The 17,856-nt window shown below is 74.0% G+C and carries 12 protein-coding genes; 3 read left to right on the top strand and 9 right to left on the bottom strand.

The annotated features are described in order from the left end of the window. Positions 1–3: 3 nt before the first annotated feature. Positions 4–1,179: a PQQ-dependent sugar dehydrogenase gene (locus AB0C04_RS12715; protein WP_357052556.1), complete on the top strand. Its 1,176-nt coding sequence runs from the start codon at positions 4–6 to the stop codon at positions 1,177–1,179. A gap of 76 nt (positions 1,180–1,255) precedes the next feature. Further along, positions 1,256–2,833 carry a metallophosphoesterase gene (locus AB0C04_RS12710; RefSeq protein ID WP_357052553.1) on the top strand — a complete coding sequence of 526 codons (1,578 nt, stop codon included), beginning with the start codon at positions 1,256–1,258 and terminating at the stop codon, positions 2,831–2,833. 298 nt (positions 2,834–3,131) lie between these two features. On the opposite strand, the gene AB0C04_RS12705 is transcribed toward AB0C04_RS12710, so the two are convergent. From AB0C04_RS12705 to ligA, 6 genes are all read right to left on the bottom strand, one after another. Beyond that, positions 3,132–5,489: a pyruvate dehydrogenase gene (locus AB0C04_RS12705; protein WP_357052550.1), complete on the bottom strand. Its 2,358-nt coding sequence runs from the start codon at positions 5,487–5,489 to the stop codon at positions 3,132–3,134. A 141-nt stretch (positions 5,490–5,630) separates the two neighbouring features. Next, positions 5,631–7,130: an Asp-tRNA(Asn)/Glu-tRNA(Gln) amidotransferase subunit GatB gene (gene gatB, locus AB0C04_RS12700; RefSeq protein ID WP_357052547.1), complete on the bottom strand. Its 1,500-nt coding sequence runs from the start codon at positions 7,128–7,130 to the stop codon at positions 5,631–5,633. A 13-nt stretch (positions 7,131–7,143) separates the two neighbouring features. Beyond that, the gene (gatA, locus tag AB0C04_RS12695; RefSeq protein WP_357052544.1) at positions 7,144–8,619 is read right to left on the bottom strand and encodes an Asp-tRNA(Asn)/Glu-tRNA(Gln) amidotransferase subunit GatA; all 1,476 of its coding nucleotides are present in this window, start codon (positions 8,617–8,619) and stop codon (positions 7,144–7,146) included. Further along, the gene (gene gatC, locus AB0C04_RS12690) at positions 8,616–8,921 is read right to left on the bottom strand and encodes an Asp-tRNA(Asn)/Glu-tRNA(Gln) amidotransferase subunit GatC (RefSeq protein WP_350869484.1); all 306 of its coding nucleotides are present in this window, start codon (positions 8,919–8,921) and stop codon (positions 8,616–8,618) included. The genes gatA and gatC overlap by 4 nt, the downstream gene beginning before the upstream one ends. 200 nt (positions 8,922–9,121) lie before the next feature. Then, a complete protein-coding gene (locus AB0C04_RS12685) occupies positions 9,122–11,920 on the bottom strand; it encodes a bifunctional diguanylate cyclase/phosphodiesterase (RefSeq protein WP_357052540.1) in 2,799 nt (932 codons plus the stop codon). A gap of 194 nt (positions 11,921–12,114) precedes the next feature. Continuing rightward, on the bottom strand, positions 12,115–14,250 hold the full coding sequence (ligA, locus tag AB0C04_RS12680; RefSeq protein ID WP_357052537.1) for an NAD-dependent DNA ligase LigA: 2,136 nt from the start codon (positions 14,248–14,250) through the stop codon (positions 12,115–12,117). A gap of 410 nt (positions 14,251–14,660) precedes the next feature. Between ligA and AB0C04_RS12675 the strand changes: the two genes are divergently transcribed. Further along, positions 14,661–15,176, top strand: a complete 516-nt coding sequence (locus tag AB0C04_RS12675; protein WP_357052534.1) for a type II toxin-antitoxin system PemK/MazF family toxin — start codon at positions 14,661–14,663, stop codon at positions 15,174–15,176. Between the two features lie 83 nt (positions 15,177–15,259). Here AB0C04_RS12675 and AB0C04_RS12670 read toward each other — a convergent pair whose 3' ends face one another. The 3 genes from AB0C04_RS12670 to AB0C04_RS12660 all read right to left on the bottom strand — a co-directional run bounded on the left by AB0C04_RS12670 (position 15,260) and on the right by AB0C04_RS12660 (position 17,855). Beyond that, positions 15,260–16,273 (bottom strand): ADP-ribosylglycohydrolase family protein, encoded by a 1,014-nt coding sequence (locus AB0C04_RS12670; protein ID WP_357052531.1) that lies wholly within the window; start codon positions 16,271–16,273, stop codon positions 15,260–15,262. Between the two features lie 172 nt (positions 16,274–16,445). Continuing rightward, complete coding sequence (locus AB0C04_RS12665; protein ID WP_357052528.1) at positions 16,446–16,814, bottom strand: VOC family protein; 369 nt, start codon at positions 16,812–16,814, stop codon at positions 16,446–16,448. A 36-nt stretch (positions 16,815–16,850) separates the two neighbouring features. Continuing rightward, positions 16,851–17,855, bottom strand: a complete 1,005-nt coding sequence (locus tag AB0C04_RS12660) for a methionine synthase (protein ID WP_357052525.1) — start codon at positions 17,853–17,855, stop codon at positions 16,851–16,853. Position 17,856 lies beyond the last annotated feature (1 nt).

Raw genomic sequence — 17,856 nt, 5'->3', positions numbered from 1 at the left:
CGGGTGAGCGCCCGTCCCCCGTACCCTCGCATCCGCCGCACCCGGGCGACCCTGGCGGCGTCGTGCGCGGCGCTGCTGCTGGCCGCGACCGGTTGCAGCTTCGGCGAGCCGGAGCCCGATCCGGCGGGCGAGCCGCCGAACTTCCCCACCCCGTCCACCTCGCCGAGCCAGGGCGGTGCCGGTCAGCAGGTGGTGGCCACTGTGCTGGCCAAGGGGCTGCGGGTGCCGTGGGCCATCGGGTTCCTGCCCGACGGGGCCGCGCTGGTCACCGAACGCGACAGCGGCCGGATCCTGAAGGTGGGCCCGGAGTCCGGGCCGGACGGCCTGCGGGTCAGCGTGGCGCAGACCATCACCGACGTGGCGGCGGCCGGCGAGGGCGGCCTGCTTGGCATCGCCGTCTCCCCCGCCTACCAGCGGGACCGGACGCTCTTCGTCTACTACACCACCGAGCGGGACAACCGGATAGTCCGGCTCCAGCTCGGCGAGGAGCCCACCCCGATCGTCACCGGCATCCCGAAGGCGGGCGTGCACAACGGCGGCGGGTTGGGCTTCGGCCCGGACGGCCAGCTCTACGCGAGCACCGGCGACGCCGGTGACCGCCCGCGCGCCCAGGACGTCAAGAACCTGGGTGGCAAGATCCTGCGGATCACCCCGGACGGCAAGCCGGCAACCGGCAACCCGTTCCCCAACTCGCCGGTCTGGTCGCTGGGGCACCGCAACGTGCAGGGCTTCGCCTGGGACGCCGCCAAGCGGATGTACGCGGTGGAGTTCGGCCAGAACACCTGGGACGAGATCAACGAGATCGTCAAGGGTAAGAACTACGGGTGGCCGCAGGTGGAGGGCCGCTCCGACGACAGGCGCTTCGTCAACCCGATCACCCAGTGGCGGAACTCCGACGCCTCCTGTGCCGGTCTGGCCGCGGTGGACCGGCTGCTGGTGACCGGGTGTCTGCGCGGCAAGCGGCTCTGGGTCGTCGAGCTGACCGACACGGGCACGGTGCTCGGCCAGCCGCGCGAGCTGCTGACAAATCGCTACGGGCGGCTGCGGGCGGTGGCCGCCGCACCGGACGGGTCGCTCTGGGTGACCACCTCCAACCACGACGGACGGGGCGACCCGGCGCCGGAGGACGACCGGATCCTCCGACTGGTCTTCGCCGACGGCGGTGCCGGACGGAGCTGACCCGGGGCCGGAACCTTTCCGGACGGCCGTCCTCAGGTTTGCCAAGATCCTTCTACGGGCAGGTCAGGATTTCACCATGGACGGGCAGCAGAACGAGGAGCACGCCACCGGGGACGGCGAGTCCCCGGCGGCCGGCCGTCGCCGCCGCTGGACGGCGCGTCGCGGCGAGCCCCGGTCCGGCTGGTTCCGCGCGCTGCGGCTGGCCGGGGTCATGCTGGCGGTGGCAGCGGTCACCGTGACCGGGGTGGTGCTCGGCGTCCTCGGCGGGGGCCGGGTGGACACCGACATCGGACCGTTCCAGGCGACTCTCACCCTCACCCCCACCACCGACGGGGGCACCACCGTCGACGTCCCGCCGCTGGGCGCGCTGCTGCTGAACAGCCATGACGGGCCGACCCGGCTGACCGTCCGGCTCGGCGCGCTCGACCAGGGGCGTACCGAGGCGCTGATCGACGACCCGGCGAGCATCCAACGGGCCAGCCAGTCCGCCGTGGAGGACGTCCGTTCCGGGGTGATGCGGCTGGGGCTGCGTACCGTCGGCGCCGCGGTGCTGGCCACCCTGTTGCTGGCCGCGTTGGTCTTCCGCGACGTGCGTCGCACCGCCTGGGCGGGCGGGTTGTCGCTGCTGGTCACCGTCGGCAGCCTGGGGGCGGCCGCGGCGAGCGTGCGCCCGCAGGCGATCGAGGAGCCACGGTACGAGGGGCTGCTGGTCAACGCGCCGGCGATCGTCGGCGACGCGCGGCGGATCGCCAACGACTACACCCGCTACGCCGAGCAGCTCCAACGGTTGGTCGGCAACGTCAGCCAGCTCTACACCACCGTGTCGGCGCTGCCGGTGCTCGAGCCCGCGCCGGACACCACCCGGGTGCTGCACGTCTCGGACATGCACCTCAACCCGACCGGTTGGCAACTGATCCGGACGGTGGTCGAGCAGTTCGACATCGACGTGGTGATCGACACCGGGGACATCACCGACTGGGGCAGTGAGCCGGAGGCCTCGTTCGTCGGCTCGATCGGGCTGCTGCGCAAGCCGTACGTGTTCATCCGGGGTAATCACGACTCGAACCGGACCGCGGCGGCGGTGGCCCGGCAGCCGAACGCGATCGTGCTGGACAACACCACCACCACGGTCGCCGGGCTCACCATCGCCGGCATCGGCGACCCACGGTTCACCCCGGACAAGAACACCTCCCCGGCCGGCAGCGGGCTCACCAAGCAGGTGGCCGAGCAGGTGATCGGCGTCGGCGAGCAGCTCGCCAGCACCGTACGCAGCTCGCCTCGGCCGGTGAACATCGCGCTGGTGCACGACCCGGCGTCGGCCGGCCCGCTCTCCGGCACCTGCCCGCTGGTGCTGGCCGGGCACACCCACGCCCGGCAGGTCTCCAAGCTGCCGCAGCAGCCGGGGCAGATGCCGACCCAGCTCATGGTGGAGGGCTCCACCGGCGGCGCCGGGCTGCGCGGCCTGGAGGGTGAGAAGCCGACCCCGCTGTCGATGAGCGTGCTCTACTTCGACAACAAGGACAAACTGCTCCAGGCGTACGACGACATCACCGTGGGCGGCACCGGGCAGGCCCAGGTGAGCCTGGAGCGGCACGTGATCCAGGACCCGAAGGCCGGTGACCCGGTCCCGGTCACCCCGACCCCGACCCGCTGACCCCGCCTCGGCGGGCGGGCAGACCGCGACCGAGGGTGATGTCCGCCGCCCAGGCGGGTGACCCCCTCGTCGCCTTTGCTCTGCTTCACCAGAGGCAACAGTCACCGCGAGCGACGGCGACCAGGCCGCCGTCAACCGGACCCGTCAGGCACTCACCCTGGTCAGGGCGGTGTTGCCGTCGTTGAAGCAGAGCAAAGGCGCTGCGGCGGTGTGCCGGCCGGAAGCCGGTCCGTGACGCTCGGTCACACCCGACGCCAGCCGTCCACACTCACCGACAGTGAGTGCCGATGCAGCGCCGTCAGCGTAGGGCCAGGGCGGCCAGGGCGGCGTTGACGATGCTGCCGGGCAACAGGTCGTGCAGCTCGTACAACTCGGCGACGCTGCCGGACTGGCCGAACTCGTCCACCCCGAGCGGCACCGCGGGCACACCCAGCGCGGAGCCGAGCCAGGCCATCGCGTGCGAGGCCGCGTCGTGCACCGTGACCACCGGCGCCCGGTGGTCGAAGGCCGAACGGAGCGCGCCCGGCACGCTCGGCACCGTCGCCGTGCGCACGCCCTGCCGCAGGGTGCGCTGCCAGGCCCGGTAGAGCCGGTCCAGCGAGGTGATGTCCACGACGTGCGCGGCGATGCCCTCGTCGGCCAGCTCCGCCGCCGCGGCGAGCACCTCGGGCAGCACCGCGCCCGACGCGGCCAGCTGCACCACCGGCGCGTTGACCAGGTGCGGGTACGCCTGGTGGGCGTCGACCAGCCGGTACGCGCCGGCCACCACCTGCCGGCGCAGCACCGCGTCGCCCAGCCGGGCCCGGGCCGCCTCCAACGGCGCCTGGTCCAGCGGTCGCGTGCTGAGCCGGAAGTAGTACGCGCCGTCCTCGGTCGGCGCGGCCGTCGCCGGCGGGGCCGCCCCGGCGGCGATCTGACCGAGGGCGTCGCAGAGGAGCCAGTCCAGGGCGACCGCGTACGCCGGCTCGACGAAGGTCACTCCCGGCAGCTCCAGCCCGACCGAGGCGGTGATGGTCGACTGGTGCGCGCCGCCCTCTGGGGCCAGGGTGATCCCGGACGGGGTGCCGGCGACCACGAACCGGGAGCCGGAGTAGGTGCCGTAGAGGAAGGCGTCCAGCCCGCGCAGCACGAACGGGTCGTAGACCGTGCCGACCGGCAGCAGCGGCTGACCGGAGAGATCCCAGGCGAGACCGAGCTGACCCAGCAGCAGGAACAGGTTCATCTCCGAGATGCCCAGCTCGATGTGCTGCCCGGTCGGGCCCTCGGTCCAGCGCAGCATCCGGTCCTCGGTCCAGGAGCGCTGGGCGGTCGGGGCGAACACCCCGGTCTTGTTGATGAACCCGGCGAGGTTGGTGGAGGTGGCCACGTCGGGGGCGGTGGTCACCAGGTGCCGGCCCACCTCGGCGTCGCGGGCCAGCTCCACCAGCACCCGACCGAAGACCTCCTGGGTCGAGACCGGCTTGTTCGCGCGTACCCGGGTGCTCTCCGGGACGGTGACCCCCAGGGCCCGCTCGCGCGGCGCGCGGGCCAGCGCCTCCCGGCGCTCGCCGGCCCGGATGCCGGCCTCCGACGCCGGGTCGAGCCGGTCCCACTCGGTCTCCGGGGTCAACCCTTGCGCGACCCGCAGCGCCTCGACCTGCTCGCCGGTGAGCAACGCGGAGTGGTTGCGCGGGTTGCCGGCGATCGGCAGTCCCCAACCCTTCACCGTGTACGCGAACACCACGCTGGGCCGGTCGGTGACCGCGTCGCACTGGGCGTACGCGTCGAGCAGCGCCGCCAGATCGTGCCCGCCCAGGTCGGTGACGAGCGGGCCCAGCTCGTCGTCTCCGATGTCCGCCACGAACGCGCCCACCTCGGCCGGCGCGCCGTCGAGGAACTGCTTGCGCAGCGCCGGCCCGGCCAGCCCGAAGAGCGACTGGTACTGCTCGTTGGGCATCGCGTCGATCCAGTCACGCAGCACGGAGCCGCCCGGTCGGTCGTACGCCGCGGCGAGCTTGCGGCCGTACTTGACCTCGACCACGTGCCACCCGGCCGCCTCGAACTGACCCCGCCACTGGTTGATCCGCACCCCGGGGACCACCCGGTCCAGCGACTGGCGGTTGAAGTCGACCAGCCACATGACGTCGCCGAGACCGGTGGTGGCCGGGTCGGCGACGGCCTCCCAGATGTTGCCCTCGTCGAGCTCGGCGTCACCGATCAGCGCGATGAACCGGGACCGCGGTCGGGCGCCGAAGTGCGCGTCGACGTAACGCCGGGTGGCCGCGGCGAAGAGCGGTGCCGCCGCGCCGAGGCCCACCGAGCCGGTGGAGAAGTCGACCTCGTCCGGATCCTTGGTGCGCGACGGGTAGGACTGCAGGCCGCCGCGGGCCCGTAGCCGGGTGAGGTAGGAGCGGTCCAGGTTGCCCAGCAGGTACTGGATGGCGTGGAACACCGGGGAGGCGTGCGGCTTGACCGCCACCCGGTCGGCGCCGTCCAGGTGCGCGAACCAGAGCGCGGTCATCGCGGTGACCAGCGAGGCGCTGGACGCCTGGTGCCCGCCGACCTTCACACCGTCGCCGGTGCTCCGGTCGTGGTTCGCCGCGTCCACGATCCGGGTGGCGAGCCAGAGCACCCGCCGCTGGATCTCGTCGAGGACGTCGAGGTCGTGCTGGTTCACGGTGGCTCCATCCGGGCGTCGCCGTTGACGCCTTCCGAGGGGTGCGGGGTCGCGCCGGCCGGGACGGCGAGCGGCGGGGGTGTCAGCAAGGGCCCCCCTCCGCCGCCCGGAGGCGTCGGAAAGGGGCCCTTGGCCGCAGGATCAGCCCTGGACGCCGAAGCGGGCCAGGATCAGTTCACGGACGGTCTTGGCGTCGGCCTGGCCGCGGGTGGTCTTCATGACCGCCCCGACCAGGGCGCCGGCCGCGGCGACCTTGCCGCTGCGGACCTTCTCGGCGATGGCCGGGTTGGCGGCGATCGCCTCGTCCACCGCGGCGGTGAGCGCGCCGGTGTCCGATACGACCTCCAGGTTCCGGTTGGTCATGATCTCGGTCGGCGAACCCTCGCCGGCGACCACGCCCTCCAGCACCGTCCGGGCCAGCTTGTCGTTGAGCTTGCCGGCGTCGACCAGGCCCTGCAGCTCGGCCACCTGGGCCGGGGTGGCCCCGATGTCGGTCAGCTCCACGCCGGTCTCGTTGGCCCGCCGGGACAACTCGCCCAGCCACCACTTGCGTGCCGCGGCCGGGCTGGCGCCGACGGCCACAGTCTGCTCGATCAGCTCGACCGCGCCGGCGTTGAGCACCGACTGCATGTCCAGGTCGGAGAGGCCCCACTGCTCCTGAAGCCGGCGCCGGTGCAGCCGGGGCAGCTCCGGCAGGGCCGCCTTCAGCTCGGCCACCCACGCCGGGTCCGGGGCCAGCGGCACCAGGTCCGGCTCGGGGAAGTACCGGTAGTCGGTCGCGGTCTCCTTGGACCGGCCCGGGGTGGTGTCGCCGGTGTCCTCGTGGAAGTGCCGGGTCTCCTGGATGATCCGGCCGCCCGCGTCGAGCACCGACGCCTGGCGCAGCATCTCCGAGCGCACCGCCCGCTCGACGGAGCGCAGCGAGTTGACGTTCTTCGTCTCGGTACGGGTGCCCCACTCCTGCCCGGGCAGGTTCAGCGACGTGTTCACGTCGCAGCGCAGCGAGCCCTCCTCCATCCGGACGTCGGAGACGCCCAGCGAGCGGATCACGTCACGCAGCTCGGTGACGTAGGCGCGGGCCACCTCGGGCGCGAGTTCACCGGTGCCGGGGACCGGCTTGGTGACGATCTCGACGAGCGGGATGCCGGCCCGGTTGTAGTCGACCAGCGACTCGGTCGCGCCGTGGATCCGCCCGGTGGCCCCACCGACGTGCAGCGTCTTGCCGGTGTCCTCCTCCAGGTGCACCCGCTCGATGCCGATCCGCACCAGCTCCCCGTTGACCTCGACGTCCAGGTAGCCGTCGAAGCAGAGCGGCTCGTCGTACTGGCTGATCTGGAAGTCCTTCGGCATGTCCGGGTAGAAGTAGTTCTTCCGGGCGAACCGGCACCACTCGGCGATGGAGCAGTTCAGCGCCAGACCGATCCGGATCGTCGCCTCGATGGCCGCCTTGTTCGCCACCGGCAGCGAGCCCGGCAGGCCCAGGCAGACCGGGCAGGTCCGGGTGTTCGGCTCGCCGCCGAAGTCGGTCGGGCAGCCGCAGAACATCTTGGTGCGGGTGCCCAGCTCGACGTGGGTCTCCAGGCCGATCACCGGTTCGTAGCGCGCCACGACCTCGTCGTACGCGGGCAGTGTCGTCGTCATCGGTGCTCCTGCCTCACAGTGCCGGTGGGGTGAACGTGCCGACGGCGCTCTCCAACGCGGCGGCGACCCGGTACATCCGGTCGTCGGCCATCGTCGGGGCCATCACCTGCAGACCAACCGGCAGACCGTCGGAGAGCCCGCACGGCACCGAGATGCCCGGACCGCCGTACAGGTTGGTCGGGATGGTGAACAGGTCGGCCAGGTACATCTGGTACGGGTCGGCGGTGCGCGCGCCGATCGGGAACGCCACGAACGGGGTGGTCGGCGAGATCAGCGCGTCCACCTGCTCGAACGCCGCGGTGAAGTCCCGGGTGATCAGGGTGCGGACCTTCTGCGCCTGGCCGTAGTAGGCGTCGTAGTAACCCGACGAGAGCGCGTACGTGCCGAGCATGATGCGGCGCTTGACCTCGGGACCGAAGCCGGCCTCGCGGGTCAGCGACATGACCTCCTCCAGCGACCGGTTGCCGTCGTCGCCGACCCGCAGGCCGAACCGGACGCCGTCGAACCGGGCCAGGTTGGAGGAGCACTCGCTCGGCGCGATCAGGTAGTACGCCGGCAGCGCGTAGGTGAAGTTGGGGCAGGACACCTCGACGATCTCCGCACCCAGCTTGGTAAGCGCGTCGACCGCCTCGCGGAACGCCGCCATCACACCCGGCTCGGCGCCCTCGCCGATGAACTCGGTCACGATGCCGAGCTTCACGCCGGTCAGGTCGCCGCTCGCGCCGAGCTTCGCCGCGGCCACCACGTCCGGCACCGGCTGCGGGATGGAGGTCGAGTCGCGCGGGTCGTGCCCGCCGATGACCTGGTGCAGCAGCGCGGCGTCGAGCACGTTGCGCGCGCACGGGCCGGGGGTGTCCAGCGACGAGGAGAACGCCACCAGGCCGTAGCGGGAGGTGCCGCCGTAGGTGGGCTTCGCCCCCACGGTGCCGGTGACCGCGCCGGGCTGGCGGATCGAGCCGCCGGTGTCCGAACCGATCGCCAGCGGCGCCTCGTACGCGGCGAGGGCCGCCGCGCTGCCACCGCCGGAGCCGCCCGGGATCCGGCTCAGGTCCCACGGGTTGTGGGTCACGCCGTACGCGGAGTATTCCGTGGAGGAGCCCATCGCGAACTCGTCCATGTTGGTCTTGCCGAGCATCACCGTGCCGGCCGCGCGCAGCCGCTCGACGATCGTCGCGTCGTACGGCGGGCGCCAGCCCTCGAGGATCTTCGAGCCGACGGTGGTCGGCACGCCCCGTGTGGCGAGCACGTCCTTGACGGCGACCGGCACACCGGCCAGCGGGCCGAGCGGCTCGCCGGCCGCGCGGCGCTCGTCCACCGCGCGAGCCGAGGCCAGCGCGCCCTCGCCGTCGACGTGCAGGAACGCGTGCACCCGCTCGTCGACCGCGGCGATCCGGTCCAGGTGGGCCTGGGTGACCTCGACGGCGGAGGTCTCCCCGCCGGCCACCAGGCCGGCGAGCTCAGTCGCGGTCATTCTGGTCAGGTCGCTCATGAGGCCACATCCTCGGTCAGGATCCGCGGTACGCGGAACCGCTGCTCCGCCACGTCGGGTGCGCCCGACAGCGCCTCCTCGGGAGTCAGACAGGGCGTCTCGACGTCCTCGCGGAGCACGTTCGTCAGCGGCACCGAGTGCGAGGTCGGCGGGATGTCCGCCGCGGCGACCTTGCCGACCTGGGCGACCGCCTGGAGGATCACGTCGAGCTGGCCGGCGAAGGTGTCCAGCTCCTCCTCGGTGACGGCGAGCCGCGACAGGCGCGCGAGGTGCGCGACCTCCTCGCGGGAGATGGCGGCCATCGGTGCCCCCTTCATGACGGTCCTGGGTCCGGCTGTCTGCCGACCGCGCGGCGATGCGGAGTGACGCGCGGTGACCGGAGCGAGTCTATTGTTCCGCGCCGGGGCCGCGTCCCCGACTCCCCCTCCGCCCGGCAACCGGACGCATCCGGCGCTGCCGGCCGGGGCGCCCAGCGGCTTCGTCGACCACCCGGACGGGTGGGCTAGCGGGCGTGTCGACGGCGGGTGCCCGGGTCGGGGCCGCCGGTGGGGCGCACCGGGCGATACCGGGCCAGCCAGGTGACCAGCTCCTCGGCGGGCATCGGCCGGGCGTAGAACCAGCCCTGGGCGGCATCGCAGCCGGCGGCGTGCAGCATCCGCCAGGTCCGCTCGTCCTCCACCCCCTCGGCGACCACCCGCAGGCCGAGCGCCCCGGCCAGCTCGATCATCGACCGGACGATCGCCGCGTCGTCTGCGTCGTCGGCCATCCCGAGCACGAAGCTGCGATCCACCTTCACCTCGGAGAGCGGCAGTCGGCGCAGGTGTTGCAGGGACGAGTAGCCGGTGCCGAAGTCGTCCAGGGCGATCGCCACCCCGATGCGGTGCAGCCGGGAGATGGTGGCCAGCACCCGCCGAGGGTCGGCCATCAGCGCCCCCTCGGTGATCTCCAGTTGCAGCCGTCCCGGCGGTACGCCGTACCGGGCCAACCGGTCGGCGATCTGGTCGGCGATCTCGCCGGTGTGCAGGTCCCGGACGCTCACGTTGAGCGCGGCCCGCAGCCCGATGCCGGCAGCCGACCACTTGGCGAGCTGCTCCACCACGTCGTCCACCACCCGGCGGGTGAGCAGCCGCATCACCGCGCTCTGCTCGGCGACCTTGATCAGCTCTTCCGGGTCGACCATCCCGCGACGCGGGTGCCGCCAGCGCAGCAGCGCCTCGACCCCCACCACCTCGCCGGTGGCGATGGCGATCTGCGGCTGGTAGTACATGGTGATCTCGCCTGCGTCGGAGCCCGGGTCGGCCTCCGCGTCCCGCCCGCCGGAGCGCCCCCGGTGCGGGCGATCGCCGTTGACCCGGGCCGGTGCGCCCACTCCGGGCTGGTCCTGCCCGGGCCGCCCGCCCGCTCGCCCGACGTGCGCGCCGGCGTCGAATCCGGCACCCGCCGGCCCGCCCGAGCCCGTCCCGGCGTCGGACTCCGTCGGTGGCGCGTCGCCGGTTCGGCGCTCGACGGCTCCGCCCCGGCCGACGGCCGGTCGCCGGTCGATGACCGATCCCCGGTCGACCACCGCCGTGGCCGGCCGGCCGGCGCGCCGACGGGTCGGGTCGGCCCCGGTCACGATCCGGCTGATCAGCTCGTCGTCGGGCACCACCTCGGGCCGGGGGCCGCGACGGCGCAGCCGCCACCGGGCGAACCGGCCGCCCTCCGGCGTGGCGGCGACGGGCGGCGTGCCGGCGCCGCCGCCGGCGAGCGCGGCGCCAGCGGCACCCGCATCGCCGCCGCCACCGGCGACAACGCCACGGTCCTCGGAAGCGGCGAGCAGAACGGCGGGGGTGTCGTCGTCGGGGGCGGCGAGCGCGGCACCGTCCCCGCCGCGCGCCCCACCCGGTGTCTCGGCGACCGGGCGCGTCGAGCCCGGCCCGGCTGTCTCCGCGACCGCCGACCGGGCCTGGCCCGGAGCCTCGGCCGCCGCACCGACGGCGGGGTCGTCGAGGGCCGGACCGGCATCGAGTACGCGGCGCAGGTCGGCGAGGAGACCGAGCCGCTCGGCGGAGTTGTGGTCGGACTCCGCGGCGTAGACGGCGACGGTGTCGTTGCGGTGCTTGGCGTCGTACATCGCCACGTCGGCGTGGCGCATCAGGGTGGCGAAGTCCTCGCCGTGCTCGGGGAAGAGCGCGATGCCGATCGACCCGCCGACGTCCAGCGGCAACCCGTCCAGCGGTACCGGCTCGGCGAGCGCCCGCACCACCCGGTCGGCCAGGTCGCGGGCCTCGGCGACGTCCAGCAGGCCGGTCATCACGATGGCGAACTCGTCCCCGCCGAGCCGAGCGACCATGTCCCGGCCGTCCACCACGGCGGTCAGCCGCTGGCTGACCTCGACCAGCAGCCGGTCGCCCACCGCGTGCCCGAGCGCGTCGTTGACGTTCTTGAACCGGTCCAGGTCGATCAGGAGCAGGGCCAGGTGCCCGTCGGGCTCTCCACGCCCCGACCGTTCGGCGTGCAGGTGCACCTGCTCGGCGACTTCGGCCAGCAGCGCCTTGCGGTTCGGCAGGCCGGTGAGCGGGTCGAGGGAGGCGAGCTGCTGCTGCTCGACGGTGAGCCGAGCCATCCGGTAGACGGCGAAGAGCGGCACCAGCACCAGCGGGATCAGCGCCGCGCTGGTGCGGGCCGCCGCGACCAGCACCGGGGCGAGCAGCAGCAGCGACCCGGTGGAAAGCAGCTCGAACGCCAGCCCCTGGCGGAAGCTCGGCCACCACCGGTCGCCGAAGCGGAGCCGGACGGCCGCGCTGACCAGCCCGTAGTTGACCACGAACCAGGCCACCGTCGCGCCGGCGACCGCCAGCACGTCGGAGGAGTGCAGCGCACCGCCGGCGAAGATGGTGCCCGGTCCGAGCCGGGTGATCCCGTACGCGGCGGCGAGGGCGCAGGCGTACTGGCCGACGTTGAACGCGGTGCGCCAGGCGGCGTGCCGCAGTCGCCAGCCGGAGACGATCACGGCCACCGCCTGCACCGCCACCGCCGGGCCCAGACCCCACCCGAGCAGGATGGCGAAGGTGAAGCAGGTGGACGGGAAGACCGCCGAGGACTGCCGCCGGCCGGGCGGGACGAAGGGCCGGGCGTCGCAGAAGACGGCCAGGGCCGCCATCGTCCAGAACGCCACCGGCAGGTCGGGCAGCTGATCCGGCAGCGTCGCGAGTGGACCGGCGGAGAAGAGCAGCGCCAACGCCAGGACCCCGCCGATGAAGGCGGTGAACGGCCCCAGCCGCCCGGGCGGGATGAGGTTGCGCGGATCGGCGACCTCCATCACACCTCCCGGAAAGCGGTCGGCGCGCCCGTTCACGCGCCGTGCACCAATGAAACGCCCTCGGTGCCGGGTTTCCCGGTATGACAGTCACGAATCGGTCGTAGTCGTAATTAAGTTGGTATACGCGGTCAGCCGGCGGCGCCGGAGGCCGACAGCCGGGCGGTCAGCCGGCGGCGCCACCCACCGGCCGGCCGTCAGCCCTCGACGCGGGCGACCTCGCGGGCGGCCTCCGGGCCGGCGTCGAGCAGCCGGCGGAAGCCGTCCTCGTCGAGCACCGGCACCTTGAGGCTGGCCGCCTTGTCCGCCTTGGACCCCGGGTTGTCGCCCACCACCACGAAACCGGTCTTCTTGGAGACCGAGCCGCTCACCTTGCCGCCTCGGCTCTGCACCGCCTCGGCGGCCTGGTCGCGGGAGAACCCGGCGAGCGTCCCGGTGACCACCACGGTGATCCCCTCCAGCGGTCGGGGGCCCTCGTCGACCGCCTCCTCCGCCATCCGTACGCCGGACTCGCCCCACTTGCGGACGACCTCGCGGTGCCAGTCCACCGCGAACCACTCGCGGATGCTCGCGGCGATGGTCGGGCCGACCCCGTCGACCGAGGCGAGCTCCTCCTCGCTGGCCTTGTCGATCGCGTCGATGGACCGGAAGTGCCGGGCGAGCGCCTGCGCCGCGGTCGGGCCGACGTGCCGGATGGAGAGCGCCACCAGCACCCGCCACAGGTCCCGCTCCCTGGCCACGGCGAGGTTGTCGAGCAGCTTGGCGGCGTTGCTGCCCAGGCTGCCGTCCTTGTTGACGAAGAACGGGGATCGCCGCAGCTGCTCGGCGTCGAGCAGGAAGAGGTCACCCTCGTCCTGGATGATCTCCGCGTCGAGCAGCGCCGCGGCGCCCTTGTAGCCGAGCACCTCGATGTCGAACGCGCCCCGGCCGGCGAGGTGGAAGACCCGCTCGCGCAGCTGGGCCGGGCAGCTGCGGGTGTTGGGGCAGCGGATGTCGACGTCGCCCTCCTTGGCGGGGGCGAGTGGCGTGCCGCAGGCCGGGCAGTTGGTCGGCATGACGAACGGCCGGGCGTCGGCCGGCCGCAGATCGACCACCGGGCCGAGCACCTCGGGGATCACGTCACCGGCCTTGCGCAGCACCACGGTGTCGCCGATCAGCACGCCCTTGCGCTCGACCTCGCGGGCGTTGTGCAGGGTGGCCAGCGCCACCGTGGAACCGGCCACCCGCACCGGTTCGAGCACCGCGAACGGGGTGACCCGCCCGGTACGCCCGACGTTGACGTCGATGTCGAGCAGCTTGGTGGTGACTTCTTCCGGCGGGTATTTGAAGGCGATCGCCCAGCGCGGGGCCCGGCTGGTCGAGCCGAGCCGGCCCTGGATGGAGACCGGGTCGACCTTGACCACCACGCCGTCGATCTCGTGCTCGACGTCGTGCCGGTGCTCGGCGTAGTGGGCGATGTAGTCGGCGACGCCGCCGAGGTCGGGCACCACCCGCCAACGGTCGCTGGTCGGCAGACCCCACGCCTTGAGCGCCGCGTAGGACTCGGACTGGGCCACCGGCTGGAAGCCGCGCCGGGCGCCGATGCCGTGCACCACCAGGCGCAGCGGTCGTGACGCGGTGACCCGCGGATCCTTCTGCCGCAGGCTGCCGGCGGCCGCGTTGCGCGGGTTGGCGAAGGGCGCCTTGCCCTGCTCGACCAGGCCGGCGTTGAGGTCGGCGAAGGCGGCCACCGGGAAGTAGATCTCGCCCCGGACCTCGAGCAGCTCGGGCACGTCGGGGAACTCGGCCGACGGGGCGAGCTGACCCGGCACGTCGCGGATGCTGCGCACGTTGGCGGTGACGTCCTCGCCGGTGCGGCCGTCGCCGCGGGTGGCCGCCCGGACCAGCCGACCCTTCTCGTAGGTGAGGTTGATGGCCAGGCCGTCCACCTTGAGCTCGCACAGGTAGGGCACCGGCCCGCCGGCGTCGCGCTCGACCCGCTCGGCCCAGGCCGCCAGCTCCTCGTCGGCGAAGGCGTTGTCGAGGGAGAGCATCCGCTCGGCGTGGGTGACCGGGGTGAAGTCGGTGGAGAAGGTGCCACCGACCCGCTGGGTGGGCGAGTCGGGCGTGCGCAGTGCCGGGAACTCCGCCTCCAGCGCCTCCAGCTCGCGCAGCTGGCGGTCGAACTCGGCGTCGGAGATCGTGGGCGCGTCGAGCACGTAGTAGCGGTATTGGTGCTCGGTCAGCTCGCGGCTGAGCGTGGTGTGCCGCTCACGCGCCTCCGGGGTCGGCTCGCCACCCGCCGCCGCCTCCTGCGCCGGGCTGACCTGCTGGCCGATCTGCTCCTCGGACACGCCGCCACCTTCGGACACGCTCTGACCTCCCCTGATCACGCTACTCCGGCACGGTATCGGGCCGGTGGGACAATCCGCCGCCCACCCACCGCACCGCCGGCTGCATCCCGCCACCCGACGCGCCGCCGCATCCCCCGCGCCCGCATCGACCGCACCGCCGGCCGCCATCCCGCCACCCAACGCGCCGCCGCATCCCCCGCGCCCGCATCGACCGCACCGCCGGCCGCCATCCCGCCACCCGACGCGCCGCCGCATCCGCCGCGCCGGCGTCGACCGCATCCCCCGCGCCCTCGGTACCCCGCCGCACCGCGCTCCGGCACGCCGCCGCGCAGCGCCAGCCGGGCGGTGGGCCGGGTGGCGTGCGAGGATCGCCGCACCGCGCCGGGCGGTAGACGAAAGGCAGGCTACGGATGCCGGAATGGTTGCTCTGGGCGGCCGCGATCGTGCTGGCAGTGGCGGCCGGCTGGGCCTGGCAGGACCGGCGGCAGCGGACCACCCGCCGGGACGCTTCCCGGAACCGGCCGGCCGGGCGCTCCGCCCCGACCCGTGGACCCGGCCGGGCGGGCGCGCCACCCCGGCCTCGCGCCGCCGACCGCGCACCGGCCGGTGCGCCCCGCCCCGGTGAGATCTGGTGGGCCGACGTCCCGTTTGCCGACGGCAGCGGCGCGAAGGTTCGCCCGTGCCTGGTGCTACGCGCCGACGCCCGCGGCGCCGACGTCCTCAAGATCACCAGTCAGGACAAGAGCGACCGCGACGACCACGTGCCGATCCCGACCAGCGGCTGGGATCCGGGTGCCGACCACGACAGCTACCTCGATCTGAGCGACCCGATCCGGGTTGCCCTGCCGGCCTTCGAGGACCGCGCCGGTGACTGCGACCCGGCCCTCTGGCGCCGCCTCCGCACCCTCCCCCACCTCTCCACCTGACCCGCCCCGCACCGCCCGCTCCGGCCCCGGTGATCAAGAAGTTCGCGTCACCGGTGCGGACGGATCTGACGCGGATCTCTTGATCAGCGCGACGGGTCGCGGGAGGGGGTGCTGAGGGTGGCCAGTTGGTCGGCGTACTCGATCTGGGTGGCCCAGGGGGTCGGCCAGGCGGGCATGCCGGCGGCGGCGCCGACGAAGGCGCCGGCGAGGGCCGCGATGGAGTCGGAGTCGCCCGCCGTGGTGGCACCCCGGGCGAGCGCACCGACCGGGTCGTCGGGGTGCCGCAGCGCGCAGTAAAGGGCGGTGGCCAGCGCCTCCTCGGCCACCCAGCCCTCGCCGGTCAGCCGGCACGCGTCGCCACCATCGTCGGGGCGGGCCAGCGCCTCGGCCAGCCGGTCCAGCGCGACGAGGCACTCGTCCCAGCCCGCCGCGATGAACTCCGCGGGGCTCGTCGCCCCGGTGCGTTGCCACAGGTCGCCGAGCCAGTCGGCGCGGTAGACGGTCCGCTGCTCCCGGGCCCGGTCGGCGAGCAGCCCGGGCAGCTCGGGGAGCGCGACGCCGTCGAGCAGCACCCGCACCGCGTACGCGGTGAGCTCGCTGGCCGCCAGCCCGGTCGGGTGCCCGTGGGTCAGGCCGGCCTGGAGCTGGGCGAGCCCGGCGAGAGTGTCCACGTCGACGTCGAGCAGCCCGACCGGGGTGACCCGCATGTTCGCTCCGCAACCCTTCGAGCCGGCGACGGTGGCCTCCTGCCAGCGCAACCCGCGCCCCAGCTCGCCGCAGGCCCGCAGGCAGGTCATGCCGGGAGCGCGGTTGTTCTCCGGGCTGGCCGCCCAGTCCAGGAAGCGTCGCCGCAGCAGCGGCTCGACCGCCTGCGGGGTCAGCGCCGGGGCCTCACGCAACGCCCAGCCGACCGCCAGGGCCATCTGGGTGTCGTCGGTGACCAGCGCCGGTTCTCCGACGAGCTCGCGCGGGCCGGCCGGGCCGTAGCGGTGGACGATCTCGGCGACGGCGAGGAACTCGGTGTCCTTGCCGAGCGCGTCACCGTAGGCGAGGCCGAAGAGCGAGCCGGCGGCCCGGCGGAGCGGAGAGTCGATCACGCCTGTGATCATGCCCGCCGGCAGCCACCCCGGCCAGCCGCGTCAACCCAGCCGTGGCCGCCAGGTACGCCGGCCAGGACGGACCGCCGGGAGCACCAGCGCCGCACGCACGACCGCCGGGAGCACGAGCGCCGGGCGCACCAGCGCCGCCCGATCTGCCGGCGGCCCGGGCTCAGTCCCAGCAGAGGCAGAACGGGTGGCCGGCGGGGTCGGCGTAGACCCGGAAACCCTCGCCCTCACCGGGGAGCCGCCGGGCACCGAGCGCCAGCGCGGCCTTCTCGGCGGCCTCGACGTCGTCGACCGTGACGTCGAGGTGGAACTGCTGCGGGCGCTCCGGATCGGGCCAGGCCGGCGCACGCAGGGTGAGCGCCTTCTGGAACGCCAGTCGCGGCTGGCGCCCCGGCTGGCCGCCGAGCACCACCCAGTCGTCGCCGTCGGAGTTGTCCTCGATCAGGTCGAGGCCGAGCAGCTCCGCGTAGAACGCGGCGAGGGCCCGCGGATCCGGGCAGTCGATCACCGTTGAACGCAACTGTCCAATCATGGTGGTGATCCTGCCCCGGGGGTACGACGAGAAACCTCAGTCCTCGGCGAGCCGCCGCCCGGCGTCGCGGCACGCGGCGAGCACGGCCCGGGCGTACGCCGGGGTGGCGCCGGCCAGGCCGCACGCCGGGGTCACCACGACCTGCTCCGCGAGGCGCGAGCGCGGAAAGCCGAGCCGGTCCCAGAGCTGGCGTACCCGCTGCGCCACCTCGGCCGAGGTCGGCGCGCGACCGGTCGACGGCGGGCTGGTGGGCGCGGCGCCGGCCAGCAGCCCGAGCCCGGCGTCGATCGCCTCGCCGAGCGGGTCCAGGTCGGTGACGAGCGCCAGGTCGAGGGCGACCCCGACGGCGCCGGTGGAGCGGATCAGCTCGATCGGCACGTCCGACGCGCAGCAGTGCACCACGGTCGGTACTCCGACCCCCTCGACGACCGAGCGCAGCAGCGCCGCGGCGTCCTCCGACTGCACCGCCCGGTAGACGCCGAGGCCGCTCTCGGTGGGCACCCGGCCGGCCAGCACCGTCGGTAGCGACGGCTCGTCGAGCTGGAGCAGTACCGAGGCCCGGGGCAGCCGGCGGGCCACCGCCGCGAGGTGCCCGCGCAGCCCTTCGGTGAGCGACCCGGCGAGGTCACGGACCGCTCCCGGGTCGCGCAGGAGCCGTCCGCCGATCGGCAGCTCCACGGCCGCGGCCAGGGTGTACGGCCCGGCGGCCTGCACCTTGATCGGGCCGGCGTACTCCTCGGCCTGCTCGGCGAGCTGGTCGAGGTCGCGCTCCATCAGGTCCCGGGCGCGGCGCAGGTCGCGGCCGGGGCGCGGGGCGATCCGCCAGCGGGCCGCGTACAACTCCACCGGCAGCTCGACCAGGAGGCCGGCGCCGCGGCCGATCAGGTCGGCGCCCGGCCCGCGCGCCGGCAGCTCCGGCAGGTGGGGCAGGGCCGGGAGTTCACCGAGGACGATGCGCTGCGCCTCGGCGATGTCGGTGCCGGGTAGCGAGCCGATGCCGGTCGCCGCGCCGGCCGGCCACGGCCATGCCTGATCTGTCACT

Source organism: Micromonospora sp. NPDC048909 (assembly GCF_040649635.1).
In the GTDB taxonomy this organism is placed as follows: domain Bacteria; phylum Actinomycetota; class Actinomycetes; order Mycobacteriales; family Micromonosporaceae; genus Micromonospora.
Note: the sequence above shows the minus strand (reverse complement) of the source record. Positions and strands in the feature narration are given on the sequence as shown.